Genomic DNA, 24,757 nt, shown 5'->3' with positions numbered 1-24,757 from the left:
CGTAGGGCGCGGCAGGTGGCCTGCGATATTGAGAGTTCCTTCGGTCGCCTTAAGGATTTCCCCTATGCCTTCACTCCCCGCAGGGCTGACGCTCTGCCATGACCTGACCCCGACCGCATGGGTCCGCGCCGCGCTGCCGGACTTCGCGGCCGGCATGGTCGGCTCGCTGCTGCCCGCCGGCTACGAGCGGTACGTCCGCGTGCTGCATCCGGCCGGGTCCGACGAGGACGAGGACGACGACACGGATGCGGACGACGGGCCGGGCGAGGGTACGCTGCCGGGCCCGCTGGCCGCGCCGTTGGCGTCGGTCCTGGAGAAGTGCACGGCCACACCGGACGACTGCTACTTCGGGGTGTGGGAGGGGTGCGGCTACTTCGACGACAGTGCGGTGACTGCCCTGCTCGTGAGCGGGACGAGCGCGGTGTCATGGCAGGCGCGACCGGCCGTCGACATCACGGACGCGCCCCGCCTCGAACTCCCGCACCGCGGGTACCCCGTGTTCCACGGCCCGGTCGCCTCGGTGACTGCCCTCGCCATGACGGTCGCGGGTGAGGTCGGGGAGGGCGCCGACGTGGTCAACGCCCTCGTACCCGACCTGTGGTGGCCCGCCGACCGCTCCTGGTTCGTGCACGGAGACACCGATCTCACGGCGACGTGGATCGCCTGCTCCGCCGCCACGGCGGAGCAGGTGCTCGAGCACCCGGACCTGGAGGCGGTCGTCATGTCCCCGGACTCACCGGTGCTCCCCTGACGATCCGATCAGTGGGCGAGCGCGCCCATCGGGTCCCAGGCCGGCAGCACGATCGGCGGCTCGTCGAGGGCGGCGGAGAGCTCCGGCGGCAGCGCCGAGCGGCGGACCGCGACCTCGAAGACGTGCTCGCCGAACCACGAGTCGTTCATGGTCCAGAAGCCCTTGTCGGCCTTCTCCTCGCCCCAGCTGTTCTCGACCCGCCACCGGCGCGGCGTACCGTCCACCACGTCGACGCCGGTGAAGAGCATCGCGTGGGTCATCTGGGTCTCGTGGTGGAGGAGCCGGTCCGCCTTGTCGAGCTCGAACGACGCGTCGTACACGGACTCGTAGTCGAAGAGCTCGGCGTCCCAGATACCGAGGTCGGGGCGCATCTGCTGGGCGACGTCGCAGCCGAACCAGACGGGCTCGCCGCCCACGACGGCCTCCATGGTGAGCCGCTTCAGCAGGTCGATGTCCGCGTTGAGGTAGACCACGGGCGGCGCCTCGACGATATTGCCCAGGTGCTCGACGGTGAAGGTGCGCCCCGCCGGGCTCGACTCGCGCGGGTCGTGGACGAGGCACACGTACTCGTCGAGGGGTATCTGTACGTACGCCTCGGCGAACTGGGTCGGTGTCATCCAGCCTTCGCGGTGGAACTCCTGGTCCTTGTCCCGCCACTGCCACAGGAACGTCTGCGGCGGTGTGCCGAGGTGGATGCTGAGCACGCGGTGCACGGCGCCGAGCACCTCCGCCTTGCGCGCCCGCTGCGCCTCCGCACCCTCGGCCGCGGCGCGCCGCAGATCACGGGCGCCCTGCCGCAGCAGACTCATCAGGGCCCGGTTCATGGGCCCGGTCGCCGACGAGCTCTCGGTCTCCGGCATCGCCGACTTGGGCACGAGGCCGTGCTTGGCGACCAACGCCACGAACATGTTCCACTGCCCGCCGTCGCTGATCGGGTCACCGAGCAGGTGCGCCACCGTACGGTCGTCGACGTCGCGATCGGAGGTGTCGATGACGCTCTCGAGGAAGTGGTTCGCGCGCTCGAACTTGTCCCACCACAGCACGTAGTTCTGGGAGAACTCGAAGTCCTTCACGCCGAGCTTCTCCGCGGCGCCGACACGCAGCAGATTGAGGCCGGCGAACATCCAACAGCGGCCGCTGCGCTTCTGGTTGGTGACCTTCCAGTCGTCCAGGTGGTGCGAGACCGAGTGGTCGATGGCGGTGACGATCCGCCGGTCCAGGGCTATGTCGTCCACCGTCGTCTGCGTCACGGCGTTCTGCATCAGCCGGTTCGCGGGGCGGGCGGCGAACTCCTTTTCGTAGGCCTCGAGTTGTGCCGGAGTGAGACTGCGGTCGCTGTCGGCCGGAGCGTCGGTGGGCTGAGGGGTTTGGGCATGTCCGAGCGTCACAGTGTCCGCTTCCCATTCTTGAAGCGGCCCCGTGCTCGCACGGGGCCTGGGCAGGTAAAAGGGGCAACGCTCTTTCACCGTCGCACGGCCGTTCTAGCCAGTCAACGGACCGGTGTTCATGATCGTCGGTCCGACACAGCCCTCGACTCAGCCCTCGACGTCCTGCGGATACCACCGCAGTTCGACCGTGTTCCCGTCCGGGTCCTTCACGTACACCGACTGCGCCTGCCCCCGCGCACCCCACCGAGGCACGGGCCCCTCCAAAACCTCGAACTCCCCCGAGTCGATGACCCCCTGCCAGTCCAGCGGGTCGACCACAAGACAAAAATGGTCGACGTTGGACTCGACCCGCGCGGTGGCGAACAGGTCGATGACCGTGCTGTCGTCGATGCGCACGGACGGGAACGGCACCTTCCCGGCCCGCCACTCCTCCACGCGCTCGGGCGCGAGCCCAAGGCGGCCGGAGTAGAACTCCAGCGACTTGTCGACGTCGGCCACGTTCAGCACCAAGTGATCGAGAGCTTTGACTCGCATGGGTGGGATCCCCGTCTCTGTCGGTTGCGCGGTCATGAACTGCCTAGTCCAGCAGCCGCCCGACGGCAAGGGCTATTCCCCCTGAGGAACGAGGCGCGCGGAGTCGATCAGGTGGTCGTCGAGGACGCGTTGGTCTGGGACGAATCCGAGGCCGGGGTCGCCGGAGAGGCCGGTCACGGGCTCCCACGCCTGGGCCTCGTGCAGCCGCACGGGCCAGGTCACGAGCGGGACTTCGAGGCGTGTGGTGGGCTGGTACGCGGCCAGGTACTGGGCGGTGGCGAGGGCGGCCGGGCCGCAGGCGAAGTTGTGCGGCACGACCCGTACGCCGTGTGTCCTCGCCAGCAGGCCGACCTCGAGGAGGCCGCTGATGCCGCCGATCTTCGAGACGCTGGGCTGTGCCACGTCGCAGGCCCGGCGCGCGAAGAGCGCGGCGAAACCGGCGGGCCCCGAGGCGTTCTCGCCGGTCGCGACCGGGACGCCGGTGGCCCGCAGCCCGGCGAGGGCGGCCGCGTCGTCCGGTGGGAAGACCGGCTCCTCCAACCAGGTCAGGTCGAGGTCCCGCAGCCGTTCCATCCGGCGCTCGGCCTCGTCCGGCGTCCAGGGGCAGTTGACATCCACCATGAGTTCGACGCCGTCCGGCAGTACGGCGCGCGCGGCGGCGATCGCCTCGTACTCGGTCTCGTGCAGCTTGATGCCGCGAAACCCCTGCTCCACCGCGTACTTGGTGCGGTGGGCAATCTCCTCCGGCTCGTTGTCGTACACCATGAGGCTGGCGTAGGACTCGACCTGATCGGCGGCGTGCGAGTTCAGCAGTCGGCGCAGCGGGAGTCCGGCGCGCTGCGCGGCGAGGTCCCAGAGGGCGATGTCGATCCCCGACTGGGCGAACAGCACGGGGCCGGCGCGGCCGAAGGCGTGCAGCGCGTGGTCCGCCTGCGGGGCGGCGCCGGGGCGGGCCGGTGTGCCGAGGTACAGCGGACCGACCAGGTCGCGCAGGGCGGCGAACGTCACCGGGTTCACGGCGTGCCCGAACGCCTCGCCCCAACCGGTCCGCCCGTCGGAGTCGACGACCTTCACCAGCAGGCACTCCATGCGCTCCACCGACGCGGCGGCCGCGTTCAGTGTCGTGTCCCCCACGGTGGTGGGGCGCCTGCGCCCGCTGTCGTAGGGGATGGCCACGCGCAGAATGTCGATCGACTCGATGACCGGCGCCGCGTCGTCCAGCGTCATGCTGCTGATCTCCTTCCGTCGACTTCCGCCGGGCGTCGGCGCCAGCCGCGGGGGCCCTCTGGAAGGGAGTCACTGGGGATGAGAGGACGCTACGACTGCGGGTGATTCGCGTCCAACACTCTTTCTGGATCTCGCGATACCCACGGCACATCAATCACGCGGACCTGGTCACACGTCCCTCAGCTCTCTGCGGGATGCGCCGCCAAGTCCTCCAGCACAGCCTGTATCTGACGGGTGGTCACCGCCGCGATTCCCGGCGACTCGTGGGCGTAGGCGGCGTACGCGATGAGGCCACCGGTCAGGCCCCAGCCGCGACCGCGCGCCCAGGTGGCGTCGTCCACCCCGAGGGCGTTGCGGAAGACCGCCCGACTGGGCGCCGTCATCAACGAGTAGGCCATCATCAGGTCGGTGGCCGGGTCCCCGTAGGCCAGGCCACTGAAGTCGATCACCGCGCCGAGGCGACCGTCGACGGTGAGCAGGTTGCCGGTGTGGAAGTCGCCGTGGACCCACACCGGCGGCCGGCCCCAGGGTTCGGCGGCCAGCGCCGCGTCCCACACCTCGGCCATCGCCTCCGCATCGAAGGCGTCCGCGGCCAGCGCGATCGCCGCGCGCGTGTCACGGTCACGGTCCGCCAGTGGCTCCGGGGGCGGGACCGCGGCGGGCCCCGGCGCGGGCCGGTGGATCCGGCCGAAGTTCCACAACGCACGGAGAAACGCGGCCAGTTCACCAGCGACGGCGGTGTCGTCGCCCAACTTCCCGGCGTCGGCCGTCTCTCCGTCCAGCCAGCGGGAGACCGACCAGGGCCACGGGTAGCCGAAGCCTGGACGGCCCTGCGCCACCGGGACGGGCACGGCGAGGGGCAGGCGCGGGGCGAGTCTGGGCAGCCAGGCGAACTCCTTGTGCAGCCCGCCGAGCGGCCCGGTGTGCCGGGGCATCCGCACCGCGAGCTCGGTGCCGAGCCGATGGATGACATGGTCCGAGCCACCCGGTTCGACGCGCTCCAGCGGCAGGCCCGCCCACTGCGGGAACTGCGCGTCGACGAGTCTGCGGGTCAGGGCGGTGTCGATGTGCACGCACACACCTTCTACGGCGCGCACCACCTCCCGCACCTCCTTTACCCCACCCTTAAATGTACGTACAACTTGAGCCAGATCACCCTCAGCCGCTTGTACGCCAGCGGTCGCACGCTCTAGCGTAGATGTACGTACATTCACGGGAGGGATTCCCTTGGTGACCACACAGCACCACCGGACGGTGATCGTGGGCGGCGGCTCCGCCGGCATCTCGGTCGCGGCGCGGCTCCGTCGTGCCGGCGAGCGGGACGTCGCGGTCCTCGACCCGAGCGAGCGGCACTACTACCAGCCGCTGTGGACGCTGGTCGGGGGCGGACGAGCGCCGCTGAAGGAGAGCGTCCGGCCGCAGAAGTCCGTGATGCCGAAGGGCGTCCGGTGGATCCGGCGCGCCGCGGTCGCCGTCGATCCGGACGCCCAGGAGGTGACCCTCGACGACGGCGGCGTCGTGCACTACGACCACCTCGTGGTCTGCGCCGGCATCCAGCTGGACTGGGACGGCGTGCCCGGCCTTGCGGACGGACTCGGCCAGAACGGGCTCTCCAGCAACTACCTTCCGCACACCGCGCCCGCGACCTGGCGTTTCATCCGCGAGACCCGCTCGGGCAGCGCCGTGTTCGGCATGCCGCCCGGAGCCATCAAGTGCGGCGGCGCCCCGCAGAAGATCGCCTACCTCGCCGCCGACCACTGGCGCCGGGAGGGCGTTCTCGGCCGGATGGACATCCACCTGGTGCTCCCGACGGACACCATCTTCGGTGTTCCGGAGTTCGCGCGGGTCCTTGAGGGCGTGGCCCGCCGGTACGGCATCCACGTCCACTACGGCAGCGAGATCACCGAGGTCCGGCCCGAGGCCCGCGAGGTCGTCGTCAGCGACATCGGTACGGGCAGCAAGAGGACCCTCCCGTACGACATGGCCCATCTCGTACCGCCGCAGAGCGCCCCGGACTGGATCAAGCGGAGCCCGCTCGCGGACGCCGCCAACCCGGCCGGCTACGTCGAGATCGACAAGCACACGATGCGGCACGTCCGGTACCCCAACATCTGGGCCCTCGGCGACGCCGGTTCCTCGCCCAACTCCAAGACCGGCGCGGCCGTACGCCAGCAGGCGCCCGTGGTCGTCGAGAACCTGCTCGCGACGGCGCACGGCCAGGAACCGCTCGCCGTCTACAACGGCTACTCCTCGTGCCCGCTGACCACGGCCCGCAACAAGATGCTGCTCGCCGAGTTCGACTACAGCGGGCGGCCCGCCCCGTCGATCCCGCTGATCGACACGGTCCGCGAGCGCACCGACATGTGGTACCTCAAGCGGCACGGTCTGCCGTTCCTGTACTGGAACCTCATGCTCCGCGGGCTCGCGTGACCCGCACGCCTTCCCCAAGCAGCGTCATCACCCAGGAGTCCGCCATGCCCAAGGAGTCCGTCATGTCCCAGGAGCCCGCCATCCCCCAAGATCCCGTCACCGACGACGGCACCGGACCGCTGATACACGACGGCACCGGCCCGCTGATATTCGTGCAGTTCTACCTCGACTGCCTCTCGCACGCCTCGTACCTCATCGGCGACCGCACCACGGGCCGCGCCGTCGTGGTCGACCCCCAGCGCGATGTCAACGAGTACCTCGCCACCGCCGCACACCACGGCCTCACCATCGAGCGCGTCATCGAGACCCACGTCCACGCCGACTTCCTCTCCGGCCACCTCGAGCTGGCCGAGCGCACCGGCGCCCCCATCTCCTACGGCTCCGCCGCCGACGTCGACTTCGACACCGACCCCCTCGCGGACGGCCAACACCTCGGCCTCGGTGAGGTCGACCTCCAGATCCTCCACACCCCCGGACACACCCCGGAGTCGGTCTGCGTCGTCGTACGCGAGCACGCGGCCGACCCCGTCCCCTACGGCGTCCTCACCGGCGACACCCTGTTCATCGGCGACGTGGGCCGCCCCGATCTGCTCAGCGCGCGCGGCCGGTCGGCGGAGGACATGGCCCGCGCCCTCTACCGCTCCACCCGCGAGCACCTGCTCACCCTCCCCGACGAGACCCGCGTCTTCCCCGCACACGGGGCCGGCTCCTCCTGCGGCAAGAACCTGTCGGCCGAGCTGAGTTGCACGCTCGGCACCCAGCGCGTCAGCAACTACGCGCTGGCCGACATGTCCGAGGACGCGTTCGTCGAGGTCGTGACATCCGGCCAGTCCGCGGCGCCCGCCTACTTCTCGTTCACGTCCGAGCGCAACCGCGAGGCACGTCCGGTGCTCGACGAGGACGCCCCCGTGCCCGCACTCACCCCGGACGCCGCACGGCGGGCCGTCGGCGACGGCGCGACCGTCCTCGACACCCGGGCACCGGACGCCTTCGCCGCCGCCCACCTGCCCGGCTCGGTCAACGTCCCGCTCGGCGGCCGCTTCGCCGAACTCTGCGGCGAGGTGCTTCCGGCCGGGGCCGACCTCGTCCTGTGCGGGGACCCCGGCACGGCGCGCGAGGCCCGCAACCGCCTCGCCCGCATCGGCTACGACCGGGTCCTCGGCGCCCTGCCCGCCGACACCCTGAGCGCCGAGCACGTGACGTCGATGCCGCGCGTGGAGGCGGAGGCGCTCGCCACCCGCCTCACCGAAAGCCCCCGGCCCTTCACCGTGCTGGACGTACGCGCCCCCGGCGAGATCCACGACACCGGCACCCTCCCCGACGCCCGCACCATCCCGCTGCCCGAACTCGTCGCACGGATCGGCGAATTGACGCCGCATCAGCATCAGCCACTCGTCGTGATGTGCGCCGGCGGCAACCGCTCGTCCGTGGCCGCCTCCGTTCTCCGGGCCCGCGGCTTCGACGCCGACGACCTGCGCGGTGGCTTCGCCGCATGGCACGGCCCGGTCGAGCATCCGGCCGACGGGGGCGGCGTCCCCGCGTGAACACCCTGATCCTCGCGGTGCTCTGCGGCGCCGTGGTCGGCCTGGCCCTCGGCGGGCTGGGCGGCGGCGGTGGCGTCCTCGCGGTTCCGGCCCTCGTCTACCTCCTGGACGTCGACCCGGCCGACGCGGGCACCACCAGCCTGGTCATCGTCACGGTCACCTCCGCCACGGCCCTGGCCCGGCACGCGGGCACCGGAACCGTGCGCTGGCGGACCGGCGTCCTGTTCGCGGCGGTCGGTGCGGTGCCGACGGTCGGAGCGTCGATGCTCGCGCACCGGCTCCCGCAGAACCTGCTGACCGGTGCGTTCGCCGTTTTGGCCGGGGTGGCCGCGGCGGTGATGCTGCGCGGCACACGTGCCCGAGAGGAGGCGCCGCCCGCGAGCACCGGGGCGCCGGTGCGGGCGGCGGCGGGGCCCGTCCCCGGCCCCGTACAAGTACGAGAGTCGGAAGCGACGGTCACCGCTGCCACCACACCCGGCCGGGCCGGCCCGCTGCGGACCGCCGGGGCCGGGGCCGGGCTCGGCGCGGTGACTGGCCTGCTGGGGGTGGGCGGCGGTTTCCTCGCCGTACCCACCTTGGTGTCCGTGCTGCGGCTGCCGATGCAGGTGGCCGTCGGCACGAGCCTCGTCGTCACCCTCCTCAACTCACTCGTCTCGCTCACCACGCGCCTGACGACCGAGGGCAGCTCCATCGACCCCGCGGTGCTCGGCCCCTTCGTCGGCGCCGCGATCCTCGGGGCGTGGGACGCCAGGCGCCTCGCGGCCAAGCTGTCGGGACCGGCATTGCAGCGCGCGTTCGCGGTCCTGCTGCTCGCGACGGCCGCGTTCATGCTGGTGGACGCCTTCGTGTGAGCGCGCCCGGAGGTTTGCACCGGCTCCGTAACGGGGGTTTGCACCGACTCCGTAAATCGACGAGCATGCATCCCGTGCCCACCAGCAGCTCTCAGTCCGGCCCCCGTCCGCTCACCCGGTCCAAGGGCAAGCCGCTGTGGTCCCAGCTCCGCGCCGACCTGTTGCGGCGGCTCGAGGACGGCGAGTTCCGGGACGTCTTCCCCGGTGAGCACGACCTCGTCGCCGAATACCAGGTCAGTCGGCACACCGTCCGCGAGGCGCTGCGCACGCTGCGCGCGGAGGGCTTGGTCACGGCGCAGCGGGGCAGGGTGTCCCGGTTCGCGGCGAGCAGGCCGCTGGAGCAGAAGGTCGGCGAGGCGTACAGCCTCTTCCGCTCCGTCGAGGAGGTCGGCGCCGTCCAGCGCAGCGTGGTCCGCCGCCTCGACGAGCGTGCCGACGGTGTCATCGCCGCCCGCCTCGGCCTGGAGGAGTCCACTCCCCTCGTCCACCTCGAACGTCTGCGGCTCGCCGACGGGGAGCCGCTCGCCGTCGACCGCGTCTGGCTCCCGGCGGACGTGGCCCGCCCGCTCCTGTCCGTCGACTTCACGCACACTTCGCTCTACGACGAGCTGGAACGTCACTGCCGTACGCACATCAGCGGCGGCTGGGAGCGCATCCGGGCCGTGGTGCCCACGCGCGCGGAGCGCACGATGCTCGACTGCGCCGAGTCCACCGCGCTGTTCGCGATCGACCGCCTCGGCCACGACGCCGCCCATCGCCAGGTCGAATGGCGCCAGACCCTGGTCCGCGCGGACCGGTTCGCCGTGGCCGCGGCGTTCTCGGCCGACGACGGTTACCGGCTGGGCGGACCGGTACCGACGCCCTGACGGGCCGTTACGGAACGGCTGATGTCAGGGCCTCCGCACACGCAGCACCCCCGTCCGCATCGGCAGGGTGAACGCGCCACGGGCGGACGAGGGAAAGCACGCTAGCCAACTCCCTTGCCGTGGAGGCTTGGTGGGGTCCATTCATGATGCCGGAGGATCATGCGTACAGCGGCGCGGGAGGGCGTCAGACGCATCGCCGTGTTGCGCAGGGCGACGGGCAGCGGATGGGCGAGCTGCTGCCCCATCCGCCCGGCCTGGCGCGCGGCGCGGGCGACAGCCTGGCTGCGGGGCCGGCGTTCGGCGTCGTACCGGGCGAGCGCGGCCTCCACGGTGGGCTCGGAGCCGAGGGCGGCGGCCAGGGTGACCGCGTCCTCCAACGCCTGGCAGGCGCCCTGCCCCAGGTTCGGCGTCATGGCATGCGCCGCGTCACCGAGCAGCGCGACCGAGCCGACGACGTACGAAGGGAGCGGCGTACGCAGCTCGTTGACATCGTGGTGCAGCACGGCGCCGGGGTTCGTCGCATCGAGCAACGCCCGAATCGGCTCGTGCCAGGTACCGAACCGGCGACGCAACTCGCCCAGCGGATCGTCGAACCGCACCCCGGCGGGGAGGCCGAGCACCGCGTGCCATTCGGCGCGACCGTCGGGGAAGGCGATGTGCCCGAACTCGGCGCCGTGACCCCAGGTCAACTCGAAGTCGGTACGCAGATCGACCGCCTGCTCGGTGATGGCACGCAGAACGGCCGAACCACTGTGGGCGGGACCGGGATGAGCAGGAAAAAGGAGGCCCCGAACCTTGCTGCCGACCCCATCGGCCGCCACGACGACATCAGCGTCCAGAACCGCGCCGCCGCACTCGACCCGCACCGCCCCGGGACCGCATTCCCGGACCGCCCCGGCCTCCCGACCGACGAGCAGCACCTCGGCGGGCAGGGCGGCGCGCAACAACCGGTGCAAGGTGGCACGCGGGATCCCCATGATGGGTGTGCCGACCGCCTTCTCCAGCGCGACTCCGTCCATCCGGGCGAGCCAGCGGCCGTCCGGCGTGCGGGTGCCGCCGGTGTACTGCCCCCGCGAGGCCGCCCGCACCGCCTCCCCCACGCCGAGTTCGTCCAGCGCCCGGAGCCCGTTGGCGGCCAACGAGATGCCGGCACCCACGTCGTCGAGCTCCGCCGCCCGCTCGACGACCGCCACCTCCCAGCCGACGCGACGCAGCCCGATCGCGGCAGCAAGCCCGCCGATACCGCCCCCGACGACGACCGCACGCTTCCCCATACTGAGCCCCTCCGCCCACCCATCTTCTACACCTGTAGAAGCCGAACCCTACCCGCCCCTCTACAGGTGTAGAAAGGAGACATGGAAACGCCACCGGGCAAGACACCGGCCCGACGCAGGGGCGGACGCACGAATGAACACACCACCGAAGGCACGGCCCGCCGCACCCTCCTCGCAGACACGGCACTCAACGTACTCGCCGACGAAGGGATCCGCGGCCTCACCCACCGCGCGGTGGACCGCCGAGCGGCCCTGCCGACGGGCACCACGTCGGCGTACTTCCGCACCCGCGCCGCCCTCCTGACCGGCCTCGTGACCCGCCTCGTCCAACTCGACCAGGAGGAACTCCAGTCGACGGCCGAACGGCTCGCCCCACTGCATACCGCCGAAGACGTCGTGAACGGCATGACACTCCTGGCCCGCCAACGCCTCACCGGCGAGGGCCGCCGCCGCTCGCTGGCCCGCTACGCCTGCGCCGTCGAGAGCGTCCGCGACCCGGAACTGCGGGAGATCCTCGTCCCCCGCGAGAACGCCGGCCGCGAAGCGGTCCGCACATTCCTCGCCGAACACGGCGTCCCAGACGCCGAGACCCGCACGCACACGCTGCTGTCCTGCATCGACGGCCTGATCTTCGACCGCCTCGTGAGCGGCGGCGAGGTACCGCGCGAGGCCTTGGAAGGGCTCGTAACAGCGGCCCTGCGGTAGGTACTACCCGCGGGCCGCCCGCCGCACCGATCGCGGTCGGTACTCCACCACCGTCAGCGCCAACGACACGTACCGCTCGACGAGTTCGTCGGGGGTCACCTCGCCGTCGGTGCGGTACCACTGGGCGATGGCGTTGCACATGGCGATCACCGCGCGGCGGGCGTCGTCCGGGTGGGGGGTCAGGAACACGCCGTCGGCGACGCCGCGTTCGATGACCTCGCGGAACTGTTGCGTGCCGCGTTCCTCGTTCTTGCGGTAGCGGGCGAGGTGTTCGGGTTCCAGGCTGCGGCCCTCGGTCAGCACGATGCTGCTCTTGACCGGGTGCTCGATGCGGAACTGCACCGTCGCGGTGACCAGGGCCTCCAGCTGCTCCGCGGGGTCGTCGCCGGCCTCTTCGAGGGCGGTGCCGCAGGCGCCGAAGTAGGCGTCGAGGCCCTCTTCGAGGATCGCGACGAGCAGGTCCTGCTTGCCCTTGTAGTAGTAGTACAGCGCGGACAGGCTGACCCCTGCGCGCTTGGCGATGTCGCGGATCGAGGTGGCCCCGTAGCCCTGCTCGGAGAACTCTTCGCGGGCGGCCTCGATGATGGCCTTGTGACCTGCGGGTCGAGTGGACACGATGCTCCGATCTGCTGGGCCGCCCGGTCCGTCCCGCAACTGAACATTCGTACAACCGGCGACGGAGCCGTCATCGTAGCGCCGCGCGTCCTCGGCGCCGAGCCCGCAGTGGAAGTCGGGCGACGGGTGCCGGCTGTTGTCCTGCTTCCGGCTCCCGTCGCCCGTGAACGGCGTGCATCGCGCATCGTGTCTAACGAACGTTAAGTCGCGGGTGCACCGCCCGTACCGCTCGGACCGCTCGGACCGCTCGGACCGGTCAGTCCGTGATCTCGATGTGGCCGTTCACCGATTCCGCACCGGCCGGTTCGGCCTGCTTCGGGGCGGGCACCGCCGCGCCCTTCGTGCCGGTGATGTTCTTCAGCAGCGCGGCGAGGTCCACGCCGGTGGTGGAGTTGAGGAGTTCGAGGCCCTGGGCGACGTTGTCGGCGACCGTACGGGACAGCTGGCTCGCCCCGTCCGTGGAGATCACCGTCATCTTGTCGACGGCGGCCAGCGGTTCGGACGCCTTCGCGACGACCTGCGGCAGCACCTCGACCAGCATCTGCAGCACGGCCGCGTCGCCGTACTGCGCGAACGCGTCGGCCTTCTTCTGCATGGCCTCGGCCTCGGCGGCACCCTTCGCACCGATCGCCGCAGCCTCCGACTCACCCTCCAGACGAACCGCGTCCGCGAGCGCGGCACGGTGCGCCTTCTCGCCCTCACCGGTCAGGCGGGCCCGCTGGGCGTCCGCCTCGGCCTGCTTGACCAAGCCGATCCGGCGGGCCTCGGCCTCCTGCTCGGCCTGGTAGCGGGCGGCGTCGGCCGGCTTGCGGACCTTCGTGTCCAACTCCCGGTCGGTCAGGGCGGCTTGACGCTGGGCGACCTTCTCCTGCTCGGTCAGCACCTCCTGCTGCCGGGCCGCGTCGGCGAGCGGGCCCGCGGCGTTCGCCTGCGCGGCGGCCCGGTCGGTCTCCGCCTTGATCTCGGCCTGCTTCAGCGCGAACGTGCGCTGCGCGATCGCGATCTCCTCCTCGGCCTTCAGCCGCGCCTGCTCGGATGCGCGGCGCGCGACGGCCTCGGCGATGTCGGCCTCCTGCTTGGCACGGGCGGCCTCCGGCCGGCCCAGGTCCTCCAAGTAGGAGCCCTCGGTGGTGATGTCCTGGATCTGGAACGCGTCCAGGACCAGGCCCTGCCCGGACAGCGACGCCTCCGCCTCCTCGGCGACCTGCCCCGCGAACGCGGCGCGGTCGCGGATGACATCCTCGACCGACATCCGCCCGACGATGGAACGCAGCGCGCCGGACAGCACTTCCTGCGTGAAGCCGACGATGCCGTCCTGCTGCATCAGGAAGCGCTGGGCGGCGGCGCGGATCGAGTCCTCGGTGCCGCCGACCTTGACGATCGCGACGCCTTCGAGGTTCGCCTTCACCCCGCGCAGGGTGACCGCGCCGCGCACCGCTACGGGGATGTGCCGCGAGGACAGTTCGAGCGTGAACTTCTGCTGCACGAACGGGACGACGAAGACACCGCCGCCGACCACGACCTTCTGGCCGCTGTTGTCGGTGATGACGTGACCCGTCTCCGGATCGGTGGACTTCTTGCCGCGCCGCCCGGTGACGATGAACGCCTCGCTGGGACCGGCGACCTTGTAGCGGGTGATGACGACGAGCGCCAGCAGGACCAGGAGTACGACGACTCCGGCCACGGCGATGGTCACAGGGCTCATGATGGTTTCCCCCTCTGCCCCCTCGCCTCCCGGGAGACGGCAGTCGGTTGGTGATGGTTCGTACGATCAGCGGGCCGTGGTCAACGGCCGGTGGTCAGCGGTCGACCGCGCGGACCTCGACCGAGGTCGGCGACAGGATGTCCGCCACCCACACCTCGGCACCGCGGGCGACCGCGATCGCGCTCTTCGCCGAGAACTTCGTCGGCTGGCCCGCGAGTTGGAGCAGCACCTCGCCGTACCCGTCGACCGGGATGGCGGTGACCACGGTGCCCGCGCTGCCGACGAGGTCGTCGCCGCGGGGTGTCACCGCGGTCTGGTCCCGCATCAGCGCGCGGGTCAGTTTCCACGTCAGCCAGCCGGCGCCGCCCCCCGCGACGACACCGACGGCGGTGGCGGGACCGGCACCGAGGTCGGTGGTGCCGAGGACGATCGCGCCGCCGAACCCGAGCATCGACACGAAGCCGGCGATCACGGGCAGCGACAGCAGTCCGTCGAAGAGCCCGTCCAGGGCCCCGACGCCGTCGAACAGCCCCTCCAGGACCCCGTCCAGCACCAGGGACAGTACGAGCAGCACCACTCCCGCGATGCCGAGGCCGAGAAACCACGTCATGTCACTCGCCCCCTCGTCAGCCCCTGTTCCGCTTGCCTGCCACGGATGTTGTCATGGGCAACCACTTCACGTAACTGCCGGTTTCCGGCAATCTTTACGCGATTTTGATGCCTGCTTGCTCATCCGTTAAGAATGCGGAGGAACAGGGAGCACTCGGCATCACACATGGGGGTGGGCATGGCGTCGCAGCAGGACGTTCCCGACGAGTATCTGGACGGGTATGTCCGGGCGGTGGCCGACGCCTCCGCCACCGGACGCCGGCTGACCCGGGACGAACTCGACGCGCGCCGCGCACTGGGCGAGCGCGCCGCGGAGGCCGGTCTCGGGCTGCGGGCCCTGGTCGCCGCCCACCTCGGACAGACGCACACCGGCAACATAGGCACCAGGGTGACGGTCGACGCCGTCGTGACAGCAAGCGCCCAGGCCATCGACGCGTTCGCCGAGGGCTACGAGCGCGCGCAGCGGCAGACCATGCGCCGGGAGGAGGCGGCCCGCCGCGAGTTCATCGACGACCTGCTCTACGGCCGCAGCGACCTGGGCAAACTCGCCGAGCGCGCCGAGCGTTTCGGGCTGCGGCTGTCCGGCGAGCACGCGATAGCGGTGGCCCGCGGCGACGGCGCGTACGAGGAGGGCGACACGGTCGCGCGCGAGATCGAACGCGCGGTGATCGCCCGCTTCGGCAACCGGAACATCCTGCTGACCACCAAGGAAGGGCGGCTCGTCTGCATCGCCCCCGGCGACCAGACCGAGGTCCTCACCTACTTCGCCAAGCAGGCCTACGCCGCCGTCGACGGAAGCCAAGTCGCCATCGGCCGCCCGCAGTCGGGCCCGGGCGGCGTCGTCCAGTCCTACGAGGAGGCGCTGAGCGCACTGGACCTGGCCACCCGCCTCGGCCTCGACACCCCGGTGCTCCGCTCGGCCGACCTCCTCGTCTACCCCGTCCTCACCCGCGACCGGCAGGCCATGACGGACCTGGTCCACCACACGCTGGGGCCGCTGCACCAGGCACGGGGCGGCGCCCAGCCGCTGGTCGACACGCTCATGGCGTACTTCGACGCCGGCTGCGTGTCGGCCGAGGCTGCCCGCCAACTGTCGCTCAGCGTACGGGCGTTCACGTATCGCCTCGCCCGTATCCACCAGCTCACCGGCATCGACCCGGCGGTCCCGGCCGACCGCTACACGTTGCAGACCGCGGTGATCGGCGCCCGCCTCCTGGACTGGCCGGCGGACGCCGCCTGACACGACCCTTCGACGTCACTCGAAGAACTTGAGGCTCCACCCGGTGTTGGTCTCGGCGCCGGGGACATTGGCCCGCCGGTAGGTGGTGTCGCCCCACCAGACGAACGAACCCGAGTACCAGTAGCGGTTCTCCCAGGCGTACGGCGTCCCCTTCGCCACGGCGTGGAACATGAAGGGGACCTTGTTCCCGGCCGGCGGACTGGTGTTGATGTCACCGTCCCGCAGGGCGAAGGTGTGATGGCCCGGGCCGTCGACGTGCAGCGTCGGATCCCAGCCGGTCATCATCGTCTCGCGGTGCGAGCCGAACAGGCAGCCGTTCGACTTGTACCAGTCCCATACGTACGTGGGGTCCCCGCCGGCCCGCAGCCGCAGATCGGCCAGGCAGTACTGGCTGCTCCAGCTGCCGTTGGCGGAGTAGACGATGTGCAGCTGCCCGTTCGGGTCCTTGATGGCCTCGGGGGCCTCGTTGATGTACGGGTTGCCGACCACCCGCTCCCAGCTCTCCCGCGGCTGCGAGATGACGGACCGCTTCCCGGTCGGCGTGGTCGGGTCGCTCATGCGGGCGATGTAGAGGTTCTGCTCGACGTTGGTGTCACCGGCCCAGCCCGACCAGACGAACCAGCGCTGCCCCTGGAAGGTGAACAGGGTTCCGTCGATGGCCCACTTGTCGTCCGGCAACGCCAGCTTCTTCTCCGCCGTGTAGCCGCTGTCGGGGCTCGCGGAGCTGATGACGTACATGCGGTGAGCGGCGCTGCGACCTGCGGAGAAGTAGATGTAGTAACGCCCGCCGTCCCGGACGACTTCCGGCGCCCACACCTCTCCCAGATCGCCGGTGTCCGACCACACCTTCTTCGCGGGCGCGGACGCGAGCCCGTCCAGTGACGTCGCCTGCCGTACGAGGATGCCGCCATCGGCCGACTTGACGGCGATGTAGGTGTCGCCGACGCGCAGCACACTGGGATCCGCCCCCTTGAGGCCCGTCGCACCCCGCGCCCCGTCCGCGTCCGCTCGCACGGAAGCGGGATCAGGACCGGCAGGCGCTCCCTGCGCCGCGCCCGACCACGACAGCGGCAGGGCAAGTGCCCCCACCAGCGCGAGAGCACCGAAACGGACGGAGCGTCTAAAGCGCTTCATGGACTCTTCCTCCAGCGTCGTGAATGCATGCATTACATCGTTGGAAGTACGCCGTCACAGGCTCCCGAAGGCCACATGACAAGTCAACACCCTCGCCAAACGGCGTGCGCATGGCGCAAGTTGCTTCAACGTTTACCGCTCCGGGAGCTGTGCACTTTGGCGACCAAATTCTCGAACGCGTCCCGCCAACGGCTAGGTTCTATGGTGTGACCTGTGGCCACCGTCTCCACAACGCGTCAGGGGCGCGCAGTTCCGCCTGCCGTCCTGAGTCAGGAGGACATGTGCAACGTGGCGAAGTCTGGTGGGTGGAGTTCGACGAGCGGCGGCTGGTCGTACTGCTGGCGGCAGACGACGCGTCCGGGATCCGGGTGATGCAGGTCGTCCCTCCTGCGGGCGTCGACATCAAGGGTCTGGGCGTCGAAGTGCACGTAGGTGCCATGGAAGGACTGCCCTTTGAAGGCGTGCTGCGGGTCGCGTTCCCGCGCCCGGGCTTTACCCCCTGCACGTGGCTGACCACCGTTTCCCAGGACGACCTGATCGAGCGGGCGGGCGTCCTGTCCTCCGCGAAGCTCGCCGAGATCGAGGACGCCCTCCGTCTCGGTGAACTCGGGTAGGCGGAGAGGCACCGGAGCGGCGGCCCGCAGAAAGGGGCCCCGGCCGGTGAGCCGGCCGACCACGCCATAGGCCGGTCCTGCGACGGTATGCCATGCCGGACGACCGGAATGCGGGTCAGCTCTCCGTCTTCTGTCGCCTCGCTTCCTCCCTCCTCCCCCGGTGGTTCGCCACCAGCTGGACGATCAGCAAGGTCAAGGCGATCAGTCCGACGACGACGGCGGCGATCACCTCGATCGAGGTCATGAAATCCAGGAACCCGCCGTCTTCGGAGGGCTGTTGAGGGACGTACTTGTCGTCTGATCGGTGCGTCACGTCGGCGCGCACGGACAGCGCGCGGGCAAGCGCAGCGGGCATGGGGACACTCCGTGTCGATGTCTGTGTGACGCCGGGCGCCACAGAGGAAGGCAGCCGTCGTTCACGCGTGAGGCGCGTGACGCGGGTGCCGTGAGACGAGATGCGTGTGGTGGCGGAGTGCCGTGGTCGTTACGGCGCGCAGGGCTGTGCGCGGTGCAGCAGGGCGGTGAGCGCGCGCGGGCGTGGGAGGGCCACGGTCGGCAGCGGTGGCCTGGGAGGCTGCGGGGCCGGCGTTCCGGTGAGGCGCAGGACCAGGCCGAACGCGTAGAGCAGGCTGGTCCACCAGCAGCGCGTGTGCGCGGCTATGGCGTACGCGAGGCGGGTGGGCAGGTCCGAGGCGCTGCGGAAGAAGCACGTCAGAGCGAGGCCCACGAGGATGTTGAGCGCGGCCATCGCGACGGTGTTGTGGTGCCAGGACGGCGGCAGGCGCAGGTGGTCGTCGAGCGCCGCGGTCGGGATCTCGCGGCCGGTCCACTCAAGGTAGGTCGGCAGCAGCGCTTGTACGGCTGCCAGGGCGAGGGCTCCCAGGCGCGGGTGCGGCGCCTCGGCGCGCAGGACCGGGTAGGCGCAGGCGGCCAGCACCGCGACCGCCGCCAGAAGCGCGGGCCAGGACAAGGTGGCGTCCGTCGTCGCGTGGTGCAGGCCCGCCGCGAGTCCTACTGCCGCCACGCCATGGCCGAGGGCGCGGGCGGCGGTGCCGTGCGCGCTGCGTCCGGGTGCGATGAAGGCAGACATGTCCGACCGATGATGACGCATAGAAGGGGAACTGCGGTACGAATACGGCAGTTTCGGTCTGAGAGCGCGTCGATGCGGCGACTGATGGCGCGGCGGTCAACGCGTGATTTCCGGGGCCGCCTGTCTGCGCGTGGTCCTGTGCACGATGATGGGCGGGTCATGCTCCGGACCGACGCCTCATCGACTCGTCTGGCACCGCCGCCCCTCCCCCGGGCCGCGGTGTTCGCCGTCGTGAGCACGGTGCTCGGGGTGAGCGCCCACCACCTGATGGCCGAAGGGCCGGTGCCGTGGCTGCAGGGCGGAGTCGCGGCCGTCGTCCTGTTCGCCGTCGCTCTGCTGGGTCTGGTCGGGGCTCGACGGGCTCGGTCCTTGCCGCGTGTACTGGCCTTCGTCGCCATTGCGCAGGTCGGGCTGCACGTGTGGCTCACCGTGTCCGCGCCGCACACACCGGCGGCAGCCGCGCATCCGATGGGCTCGCATCACACTCATGGCGCCCACGCCACCTGGCACGAACACCTCGCCGGTGGCGACGGCCCGTTCGGGGCGTCGATCGGCATGACCGTCGCGCACACGCTGGCCGCCGTCGCCGTGGCGGTGTTGATGCAGCGTGCGGACGCGGCCTGCTGGACGCTGGCTCGCGGCTTCGACACGGCGACGGACGCGGTACGGGCGCGCATCGACGCGCCCTGGGCGCTGTTGGCCGGTGTGGTGACGGCGAGGTGGCGGCTCAAGCCGAGCGTCCCGGTACCGGTGTGTGCCGCGCGGCCGCCGCCGTGCAGGCCCGTACTCGCGGATGTGGTGGTGCGGCGGGGACCTCCGTCGCCGGGTGTGTTTCTCGCGAGCTGAGTCACTTCCCCCTGCCGGGACGGCAGTTCGCCCTTGAACTTGAAGGGGCGCCGTCCCGCGCTCCCTCACACCCGGAGACACCATGTCCCGCATCACCCGTGCCCGCAGGCACACCCGCACCCTTGCCCTCGCCGGCGCCGTCGCAACAGGCGCCGTCCTGTTCGCCGCCGGTCCGGCCTCCGCCCACGTAGAGGTCGAATCGGAGAACGCGCAGGCCCTCGCCGAGAACGTCACGCTCGAATTCGACGCCGAGTCGGAGTCCGGCACCGCCGGCATCACCGAGCTGCGCGTCGTTCTGCCCGAGGGCATCGCGCCCGGCGACGTCACGTACGACGAAGGCCCCAAGGGCTGGAAGTTCACCGCGAACGACGACGGCTACACCGTCAAGGGGCCGGCCGTGAAGGTCGGCGAGAACGCCGAGTACTCCGTCGTCGTACGGCAGTTGCCCGAAGCGAAGGAGCTGGCGTTCAAGACGTTGCAGACCTACAGCGACAAGCGCGTCGACCGGTGGATCGAGCTGGGCGAGGCCAGCGGCGGCGGCCACGGAAACGAGGCGCCGGTCCTGAAGCTGAAGGCCGCGGCACCGGACGCCAAGCCCATCAGCCCTTCGGAGTCGCCGTCGGATTCGGCGTCGCCGTCGGCATCCGTGAGCGAGGCTGCCGATGAACCGTCGTCCTCCCCGGCCGCCTCCGCGGACCAGGACAAGAGCGACGAGGGCGGGCTCGGCGCCGGCGCCTGGATCGGCATCGGCGCCGCCGTGGTCGTCGTCGCCGGGGGCGCCGCGTATCTCGTACGCCGCCGCAGCAGCAGCGCCCAGTCGTAAGCCGTAAGCCGTAACAGCGCGCTCGACAGGCCCCGTACGGCTCGTCCGTACGGGGCCTGTGCGGTGACACCGTGTCGCGAAGCTACAGCGGCGCGAGATGCATCAGGATCTCGTCACGGTCATCGCCCGCCGCCAGTCGCAGCGCGCCCGGCCAGCGGCCGATCTCCTTCCAGCCGAGACGCCCGTAGAAGTCCTCGAGGCCGACACCTCCGCGAGCGGCGAGGTGCAGCTGCTCAAGACCCATCTCATCACGTGCGATCGCGCGCACCTGCCGCATGAGTGCCGCTCCGATTCCGCGCCCCCGCAGGCGAGTTCGGGTCTGTACGTGGTGCAGGGTCCCCCAATGGCTGACCAGCGCATGCGGATCACGCCGTACGTTCAGCCAGCCCACCAGGTCGCCATCACGCCCGCACGCCACGAGCAGTCTGCTGCGCTCCGGGGACAGCCCCTCGATGATCCGGTCGGCAGCGGCGGTCACTTCACCGCGATCCACCGGCGGAAACGGGAATCCCGCGGCCCCGCCCGCATCGCTCACCTCGATCCAGCAGTCAACCAACGTGCCACGTACGGCGCTTGAGACTTCTTGGGGCCGGACGTACTGCTGGAAGGTCACCGTGTCGTCGCTCATGGTCATCGCGCCAGTCTCACAGGGGGGTATGACAACGAGCCGCGATCCGAGGCGACCGCCTCACCTTCCGGCCGCGCCGAGATGCGCGGTGTCGGCGAGGAGTACGGCGGGCGTCAGAGCGAGAGCGACCGGCGCCGCGATCGCGGCGGCCACCAAGGTGAGGGCCGCCGCGCGATAGAACAGCCCGTGGGCGCGCGCGGGTGCAGGGGCGATCAGCCTCCGGACGCGCTCCGTGATGTGGGCGGCGCCGTTCATGGCGAGCAGGCCGGGCGGCTTCCCAGTGGCGGTGGGCGCGGCGGCCATTTCCAGGAGCGCGGACGCCACCGTCCGTCGGCCGTGGCCCTGAGCTGCCTCGTCGTCGGCCGCCAACTCGGCGAGGCGGCGCGCCTCTTCGGCGTACGGGCGAAGGAGACCAAGTCGGCCGAGGGCGGTGGTGCAGACGTCGGCCGCGAGGATCGCCCGGTGATGGCGCAGGCTCAGGTGCGCCCGCTCGTGCTCGACGGTCGCGGCCAATTCGGCGGTGCTCAGCAGGTCGCGCGCTGCCGTGGTGACGACGATGCGGGCGCGGCCGCGCAGGCCGGGGATGCAGAAGGCGGTGGGGGTCGCATCCGACAGCACACGGAGGCGGGTGTCCGTGTCGCGCTGGTGGTCCGTACGCAGGGCGAGCGTGTCGGCAGTGAGGCGATGGCGCTCCCGCTCGCGGCGCAGACGCAGTGCGCGGTGCAGGGTGATCGCCGACAGTCCCACCGCACCGAGCAGCAGGGCCAACAGGCCTGCCTCCGCGATGCCTTCGGCCTGCCAGGCCCCGCCGTACGCGACGTGGATCATCGGCAGGTCCGCGTGGAAGAGCCACACCATGGCGTGTTCCCACAGGTCATGGGCGGTCAGTACCAGTGCCGTGACCAGCGACGCGAGGACACCGAGTGCGCAGGCGTGCCACAGGCGCAGTGCGGCCCGTGGGTGCCGGACGACGAAGCGGACGCGCACGAGGAGGCGAGCGGCCGGCCCACCGAGCAGCACGGCCTGGGCCAGCAGTGCGGCGATCACCATGAGGGACGGGCTCATGTGCGCCCGCCACCCTCGTCCTCTCCCGTCGCGCCGTCGAGGGCCGCGCGGAGGGCGGCGACCTCCTCGGGATCCAGCCGGCCGGCGAACCGCAGCAGGGCGCCGGCCCGGTCCGCGGAGGAGTCGAGGGCCTGCTCCATCAGCTCGGCCGAGTAGTCCTCGGCGCTGCGCAGCGCGCTGTACCGGTAGGACCTGCCCTCCTTGGCCCGCTCCAGCCAGCCCTTCGTGCGCAGCCGCTCGGTGACGGTCATGACCGTCGTGTACGCCAGCGGGCGCTCCGCGTTCAGGGTGTCGCTGATCCGCTGGATGGTGAGCGGCTCGTCGCTCGCCCACAGTAGTTGCCGTCCGGGCCCGGCCGCGTCTCCTACGCCTCCTACGTCTCCCCGTCTTCTACGTGTCGTGGAGTTCCGCCTGGATCCGGCGGGAGGGCCGGAAGGCGTAGAGATCGAGGATGCCGGGCGGGTCACTGACTCCCGGTCCGCCGTTCTCGACCCAGGCGGTGATGTCGGCGACGGCGTCGGGGTCGTTGACGAGGCCGAGCCACACGGGACGGCCACCACTCCTGCGGCCCTCACCGGAGGGCTGCACGACGATGACGTTCGCGCGCTCGCAGGCGTCGAGGCAGTCGGTGACGCGTACGGTCGCCGTGCCCGCGAGGCCCTGGCGCAGGGCGCGGAGTTGGGCCGCGTGGTCCAGGCCGGGGACCTTCGGGGTACCGCAGCAGCAGCCGCGGCAGACGGTCACGGTGGGCCGTGCCGCACCCGGGGCGGGGGCGGCACGGCGGCTGCGTTTGCTCACACGGTGTCCTTGGTGGGTCGGGGCCAGGCGGCCTCGCGCAGCAGACGCAGACCGTTGAGGCCGACGATGACGGTGGAGCCCTCGTGCCCGGCGACACCGAGGGGCAGCGGCAGGGTGCCGATCAGGTCCCAGGCGACCAGGACGGTGATGAACGCGCCTGCGATGACCAGGTTCTGGACGACCAGGCGGCGTGCGGTGCGCGAGAGTTGCACGATCGAGGGGATGGTGGCCAGTTCGTCGCGTACGACGACGGCGTCGGCGGTTTCCAGGGCGAGGTCGGAGCCGGCCTTGCCCATGGCGATGCCGGAGTGTGCGGCGGCCAGCGCGGGAGCGTCGTTGACGCCGTCGCCGACGACCAGGACGCGACGGCCCTCGGCCTCCCACTCCCTGACCGCGGCCACCTTGTCCTGCGGCAGCAGCCCGGCACGGACCTCGGTGATGCCGACCTCGTCGGCCAGGTGCCGGGCGGCGCGCTCGTTGTCGCCGGTCAGCAGCACCGGGGTCCGGCCGGTCAGCGTGGTGAGCGCGGCGACGGTGGCCGCCGCGTCCGGGCGCAGCCGGTCCGAGATCCCCAGCACACCCACCGGTTCCCCGTCCCGCAGGACCACCACGGCGGTCCGGCCGGCCTCCTCGACCTCTGCCACCACCTTCCGGTGCGCGGCCTGGGCGGCGTCGCCGAGCAGGCGGGAGGGCGAGCCGACCGCGACGAGGCGGCCGTCCACCGTGGCGGTGACGCCCCGCCCCGGAGTCGAGGTGAAGTCGTCCGCCTCGGAGACGGGCACGTTTTTCTCGCGTGCGGCGGCGACCACCGCGCGGGCGAGGGGGTGTTCGCTGGGACGCTCGGCGGATGCCGCGAGCGCAAGGAGGCCGGTGTCGTCCAAGTCGCCGGTCAGTGACCGCAGTTCGGTGACGCGGGGCGTGCCCTCGGTGAGCGTGCCGGTCTTGTCCAGGGCGACGGCGTCGATCTGTCCGAGGCGCTCCATGACCACGGCGGACTTGGCGAGCACGCCGCGGCGACCGGCGTTGGCGATCGCGGACAGCAGCGGCGGCATGGTGGAGAGCACCACCGCGCACGGCGAGGCGACGATCATGAACGTCATGGCCCGCAGCAGCGCCGCGGAGAGCGGGTCGCCGAAGGCGAGCGGGATCGCGAACACGGCGAGGGTCGCGACGACCATGCCGATCGAGTAGCGCTGTTCGATCTTCTCGATGAACAGCTGGGTGGGGGCCTTGGTCTCGGACGCTTCCTCGACCATCTTCACGATGCGTGCGATCACGGAGTCTGAGGGGTCGCGCTCGACGCGTACGCGCAGGGCGCCTGTGCCGTTGACGGTGCCCGCGAACACCTCGTCGCCCGCCTGCTTGGCGACCGGCAGGGGCTCGCCGGTGATGGTGGCCTGGTCGACGTCGCTCGCGCCGTCGAGCACCTGTCCGTCGGCGCCGACCCGCTCGCCCGGGCGGACCAGGACGGTGTCTCCGACCTCGAGGTCGGTGGTGTCCACGGTCTCCTCGGTGCCGTCCGGCAGCAGCCGGGTCGCCGTCGTCGGGGCGAGGTCGAGCAGGCCGCGTACGGAGTCGGCGGTGCGGGCGGTGGCGACCGCCTCCAGGGCGCCGGAGGTGGCGAAGATGACGATGAGCAGCGCACCGTCGAGGACCTGCCCGATGGCGGCGGCGCCGAGCGCCGCGACGACCATGAGCAGGTCCACGTCCAAGGTCTTTTCCTTCAGGGCCTTCAGGCCCTCCCACCCCGGCTCCCAACCGCCCGTGACGTAGGTGGCGGCGAACAACACGCCCCACAGCCACACCGGACCGTCCAGGAGATACACGGGCAGCGCGAGAACGAACAGCACCAGAGAGACGAGCGCCCAGCGGGCCTCCGCCAGCGCGAGGACCCGCGTCCGACGCCGCGGCGGAGCCGGGCGCGGCCCGGCGGCGGGCGGCGCGGGCCGCCGGTCCAGGACAGAAGACATGACAGGAGCCCCTTCAACGGGCGGAAGCAACAACACTTCCACCGTACAGG

General features: G+C 71.2%; 26 protein-coding genes. 10 read left to right on the top strand and 16 right to left on the bottom strand.

Annotation, left to right across the window (positions count from 1 at the left end):
• Window positions 1–64 precede the first annotated feature (64 nt).
• Window positions 65–751 (top strand): hypothetical protein, encoded by a 687-nt coding sequence (locus ACYSUO_RS16460; RefSeq protein WP_461776872.1) that lies wholly within the window; start codon window positions 65–67, stop codon window positions 749–751.
• Window positions 752–759: 8 nt separating this feature from the next.
• On the opposite strand, the gene ACYSUO_RS16455 is transcribed toward ACYSUO_RS16460, so the two are convergent.
• The 4 genes from ACYSUO_RS16455 to ACYSUO_RS16440 form a co-directional block, all read right to left on the bottom strand.
• A complete protein-coding gene (locus ACYSUO_RS16455) occupies window positions 760–2,139 on the bottom strand; it encodes a C1 family peptidase (RefSeq protein WP_461776871.1) in 1,380 nt (459 codons plus the stop codon).
• Window positions 2,140–2,286: 147 nt separating this feature from the next.
• Entirely contained in the window at window positions 2,287–2,673 is a 387-nt protein-coding gene (locus ACYSUO_RS16450) for a VOC family protein (protein WP_461776870.1), read from the bottom strand.
• Between the two features lie 72 nt (window positions 2,674–2,745).
• Entirely contained in the window at window positions 2,746–3,900 is a 1,155-nt protein-coding gene (locus ACYSUO_RS16445) for a mandelate racemase/muconate lactonizing enzyme family protein (protein ID WP_461776869.1), read from the bottom strand.
• Between the two features lie 179 nt (window positions 3,901–4,079).
• On the bottom strand, window positions 4,080–4,973 hold the full coding sequence (locus tag ACYSUO_RS16440) for an aminoglycoside phosphotransferase family protein (RefSeq protein ID WP_461776868.1): 894 nt from the start codon (window positions 4,971–4,973) through the stop codon (window positions 4,080–4,082).
• A 154-nt stretch (window positions 4,974–5,127) separates the two neighbouring features.
• Between ACYSUO_RS16440 and ACYSUO_RS16435 the strand changes: the two genes are divergently transcribed.
• From ACYSUO_RS16435 to ACYSUO_RS16420, 4 genes are all read left to right on the top strand, one after another.
• Complete coding sequence (locus ACYSUO_RS16435; RefSeq protein ID WP_461776867.1) at window positions 5,128–6,330, top strand: NAD(P)/FAD-dependent oxidoreductase; 1,203 nt, start codon at window positions 5,128–5,130, stop codon at window positions 6,328–6,330.
• 44 nt (window positions 6,331–6,374) lie between these two features.
• Window positions 6,375–7,874, top strand: a complete 1,500-nt coding sequence (locus tag ACYSUO_RS16430) for an MBL fold metallo-hydrolase (RefSeq protein WP_461776866.1) — start codon at window positions 6,375–6,377, stop codon at window positions 7,872–7,874.
• Window positions 7,871–8,725 carry a sulfite exporter TauE/SafE family protein gene (locus tag ACYSUO_RS16425; protein WP_461776865.1) on the top strand — a complete coding sequence of 285 codons (855 nt, stop codon included), beginning with the start codon at window positions 7,871–7,873 and terminating at the stop codon, window positions 8,723–8,725. The genes ACYSUO_RS16430 and ACYSUO_RS16425 overlap by 4 nt, the downstream gene beginning before the upstream one ends.
• Before the next feature lie 65 nt (window positions 8,726–8,790).
• Entirely contained in the window at window positions 8,791–9,591 is an 801-nt protein-coding gene (locus tag ACYSUO_RS16420; protein WP_461776864.1) for a GntR family transcriptional regulator, read from the top strand.
• 101 nt (window positions 9,592–9,692) lie between these two features.
• Here ACYSUO_RS16420 and ACYSUO_RS16415 read toward each other — a convergent pair whose 3' ends face one another.
• Window positions 9,693–10,865, bottom strand: coding sequence for an FAD-dependent monooxygenase (locus tag ACYSUO_RS16415; RefSeq protein ID WP_461776863.1), 1,173 nt, complete (start codon window positions 10,863–10,865; stop codon window positions 9,693–9,695).
• Window positions 10,866–11,075: 210 nt separating this feature from the next.
• On the opposite strand from ACYSUO_RS16415, the gene ACYSUO_RS16410 reads away from it, so the two are divergent.
• On the top strand, window positions 11,076–11,570 hold the full coding sequence (locus tag ACYSUO_RS16410; RefSeq protein WP_461777005.1) for a TetR/AcrR family transcriptional regulator: 495 nt from the start codon (window positions 11,076–11,078) through the stop codon (window positions 11,568–11,570).
• A 3-nt stretch (window positions 11,571–11,573) separates the two neighbouring features.
• Here ACYSUO_RS16410 and ACYSUO_RS16405 read toward each other — a convergent pair whose 3' ends face one another.
• The 3 genes from ACYSUO_RS16405 to ACYSUO_RS16395 form a co-directional block, all read right to left on the bottom strand.
• Complete coding sequence (locus ACYSUO_RS16405) at window positions 11,574–12,185, bottom strand: TetR/AcrR family transcriptional regulator (RefSeq protein WP_461776862.1); 612 nt, start codon at window positions 12,183–12,185, stop codon at window positions 11,574–11,576.
• A gap of 256 nt (window positions 12,186–12,441) precedes the next feature.
• Window positions 12,442–13,890, bottom strand: coding sequence for a flotillin family protein (locus ACYSUO_RS16400; protein WP_461776861.1), 1,449 nt, complete (start codon window positions 13,888–13,890; stop codon window positions 12,442–12,444).
• A 94-nt stretch (window positions 13,891–13,984) separates the two neighbouring features.
• Window positions 13,985–14,500: a hypothetical protein gene (locus ACYSUO_RS16395; protein WP_461776860.1), complete on the bottom strand. Its 516-nt coding sequence runs from the start codon at window positions 14,498–14,500 to the stop codon at window positions 13,985–13,987.
• 177 nt (window positions 14,501–14,677) lie between these two features.
• On the opposite strand from ACYSUO_RS16395, the gene ACYSUO_RS16390 reads away from it, so the two are divergent.
• Window positions 14,678–15,739 (top strand): PucR family transcriptional regulator, encoded by a 1,062-nt coding sequence (locus tag ACYSUO_RS16390; protein ID WP_461776859.1) that lies wholly within the window; start codon window positions 14,678–14,680, stop codon window positions 15,737–15,739.
• A gap of 15 nt (window positions 15,740–15,754) precedes the next feature.
• Here the strand turns inward: ACYSUO_RS16390 and ACYSUO_RS16385 are convergent, their stop codons facing one another.
• Window positions 15,755–16,873: a glycoside hydrolase family 43 protein gene (locus tag ACYSUO_RS16385; protein ID WP_461776858.1), complete on the bottom strand. Its 1,119-nt coding sequence runs from the start codon at window positions 16,871–16,873 to the stop codon at window positions 15,755–15,757.
• 281 nt (window positions 16,874–17,154) lie between these two features.
• Between ACYSUO_RS16385 and ACYSUO_RS16380 the strand changes: the two genes are divergently transcribed.
• Window positions 17,155–17,487: a type II toxin-antitoxin system PemK/MazF family toxin gene (locus ACYSUO_RS16380; protein ID WP_461776857.1), complete on the top strand. Its 333-nt coding sequence runs from the start codon at window positions 17,155–17,157 to the stop codon at window positions 17,485–17,487.
• 115 nt (window positions 17,488–17,602) lie between these two features.
• On the opposite strand, the gene ACYSUO_RS16375 is transcribed toward ACYSUO_RS16380, so the two are convergent.
• Window positions 17,603–17,842, bottom strand: coding sequence for a hypothetical protein (locus tag ACYSUO_RS16375; RefSeq protein WP_461776856.1), 240 nt, complete (start codon window positions 17,840–17,842; stop codon window positions 17,603–17,605).
• A 129-nt stretch (window positions 17,843–17,971) separates the two neighbouring features.
• Window positions 17,972–18,577, bottom strand: a complete 606-nt coding sequence (locus ACYSUO_RS16370; protein WP_461776855.1) for a hypothetical protein — start codon at window positions 18,575–18,577, stop codon at window positions 17,972–17,974.
• A gap of 231 nt (window positions 18,578–18,808) precedes the next feature.
• Here ACYSUO_RS16370 and ACYSUO_RS16365 point away from each other — a divergent pair, with 231 nt between their 5' ends.
• Window positions 18,809–19,423 (top strand): hypothetical protein, encoded by a 615-nt coding sequence (locus ACYSUO_RS16365; RefSeq protein WP_461776854.1) that lies wholly within the window; start codon window positions 18,809–18,811, stop codon window positions 19,421–19,423.
• 82 nt (window positions 19,424–19,505) lie between these two features.
• On the top strand, window positions 19,506–20,246 hold the full coding sequence (locus tag ACYSUO_RS16360; protein ID WP_461776853.1) for a DUF1775 domain-containing protein: 741 nt from the start codon (window positions 19,506–19,508) through the stop codon (window positions 20,244–20,246).
• An 82-nt stretch (window positions 20,247–20,328) separates the two neighbouring features.
• On the opposite strand, the gene ACYSUO_RS16355 is transcribed toward ACYSUO_RS16360, so the two are convergent.
• Genes ACYSUO_RS16355 through ACYSUO_RS16335 form a run of 5 tightly spaced genes read right to left on the bottom strand, consistent with a single transcriptional unit; the run spans window position 20,329 to window position 24,707 of the window.
• On the bottom strand, window positions 20,329–20,874 hold the full coding sequence (locus ACYSUO_RS16355; RefSeq protein WP_461777004.1) for a GNAT family N-acetyltransferase: 546 nt from the start codon (window positions 20,872–20,874) through the stop codon (window positions 20,329–20,331).
• 60 nt (window positions 20,875–20,934) lie between these two features.
• Entirely contained in the window at window positions 20,935–21,939 is a 1,005-nt protein-coding gene (locus ACYSUO_RS16350) for a M56 family metallopeptidase (protein ID WP_461776852.1), read from the bottom strand.
• The gene (locus ACYSUO_RS16345) at window positions 21,936–22,406 is read right to left on the bottom strand and encodes a BlaI/MecI/CopY family transcriptional regulator (RefSeq protein WP_461776851.1); all 471 of its coding nucleotides are present in this window, start codon (window positions 22,404–22,406) and stop codon (window positions 21,936–21,938) included. The genes ACYSUO_RS16350 and ACYSUO_RS16345 overlap by 4 nt, the downstream gene beginning before the upstream one ends.
• Window positions 22,330–22,737, bottom strand: a complete 408-nt coding sequence (locus ACYSUO_RS16340; protein WP_461776850.1) for a (2Fe-2S) ferredoxin domain-containing protein — start codon at window positions 22,735–22,737, stop codon at window positions 22,330–22,332. Before ACYSUO_RS16340 ends, ACYSUO_RS16345 begins: the two co-directional genes overlap by 77 nt.
• Window positions 22,734–24,707 carry a heavy metal translocating P-type ATPase gene (locus ACYSUO_RS16335; RefSeq protein WP_461776849.1) on the bottom strand — a complete coding sequence of 658 codons (1,974 nt, stop codon included), beginning with the start codon at window positions 24,705–24,707 and terminating at the stop codon, window positions 22,734–22,736. The genes ACYSUO_RS16340 and ACYSUO_RS16335 overlap by 4 nt, the downstream gene beginning before the upstream one ends.
• Between the last annotated feature and the right edge of the window lie 50 nt (window positions 24,708–24,757).

The sequence above is a fragment of the Streptomyces sp. UC4497 genome (genome assembly GCF_054871485.1).
Note: the sequence above shows the minus strand (reverse complement) of the source record. Positions and strands in the feature narration are given on the sequence as shown.

Excerpts from the sequence above, each read along its gene's own strand:
- ACYSUO_RS16355 (WP_461777004.1), bottom strand. The coding sequence starts at position 20,874 with ATGAGCGACGACACGGTGACCTTCCAGCAGTACGTCCGGCCCCAAGAA.
- ACYSUO_RS16385 (WP_461776858.1), bottom strand. The coding sequence starts at position 16,873 with ATGAAGCGCTTTAGACGCTCCGTCCGTTTCGGTGCTCTCGCGCTGGTG.
- ACYSUO_RS16395 (WP_461776860.1), bottom strand. The coding sequence starts at position 14,500 with ATGACGTGGTTTCTCGGCCTCGGCATCGCGGGAGTGGTGCTGCTCGTA.
- ACYSUO_RS16450 (WP_461776870.1), bottom strand. The coding sequence starts at position 2,673 with ATGCGAGTCAAAGCTCTCGATCACTTGGTGCTGAACGTGGCCGACGTC.
- ACYSUO_RS16375 (WP_461776856.1), bottom strand. The coding sequence starts at position 17,842 with ATGCCCGCTGCGCTTGCCCGCGCGCTGTCCGTGCGCGCCGACGTGACG.
- ACYSUO_RS16360 (WP_461776853.1), top strand. The coding sequence starts at position 19,506 with ATGTCCCGCATCACCCGTGCCCGCAGGCACACCCGCACCCTTGCCCTC.
- ACYSUO_RS16370 (WP_461776855.1), bottom strand. The coding sequence starts at position 18,577 with ATGTCTGCCTTCATCGCACCCGGACGCAGCGCGCACGGCACCGCCGCC.
- ACYSUO_RS16420 (WP_461776864.1), top strand. The coding sequence starts at position 8,791 with ATGCATCCCGTGCCCACCAGCAGCTCTCAGTCCGGCCCCCGTCCGCTC.
- ACYSUO_RS16415 (WP_461776863.1), bottom strand. The coding sequence starts at position 10,865 with ATGGGGAAGCGTGCGGTCGTCGTCGGGGGCGGTATCGGCGGGCTTGCT.
- ACYSUO_RS16445 (WP_461776869.1), bottom strand. The coding sequence starts at position 3,900 with ATGACGCTGGACGACGCGGCGCCGGTCATCGAGTCGATCGACATTCTG.
- ACYSUO_RS16335 (WP_461776849.1), bottom strand. The coding sequence starts at position 24,707 with ATGTCTTCTGTCCTGGACCGGCGGCCCGCGCCGCCCGCCGCCGGGCCG.
- ACYSUO_RS16460 (WP_461776872.1), top strand. The coding sequence starts at position 65 with ATGCCTTCACTCCCCGCAGGGCTGACGCTCTGCCATGACCTGACCCCG.
- ACYSUO_RS16400 (WP_461776861.1), bottom strand. The coding sequence starts at position 13,890 with ATGAGCCCTGTGACCATCGCCGTGGCCGGAGTCGTCGTACTCCTGGTC.
- ACYSUO_RS16350 (WP_461776852.1), bottom strand. The coding sequence starts at position 21,939 with ATGAGCCCGTCCCTCATGGTGATCGCCGCACTGCTGGCCCAGGCCGTG.
- ACYSUO_RS16390 (WP_461776859.1), top strand. The coding sequence starts at position 14,678 with ATGGCGTCGCAGCAGGACGTTCCCGACGAGTATCTGGACGGGTATGTC.
- ACYSUO_RS16430 (WP_461776866.1), top strand. The coding sequence starts at position 6,375 with ATGCCCAAGGAGTCCGTCATGTCCCAGGAGCCCGCCATCCCCCAAGAT.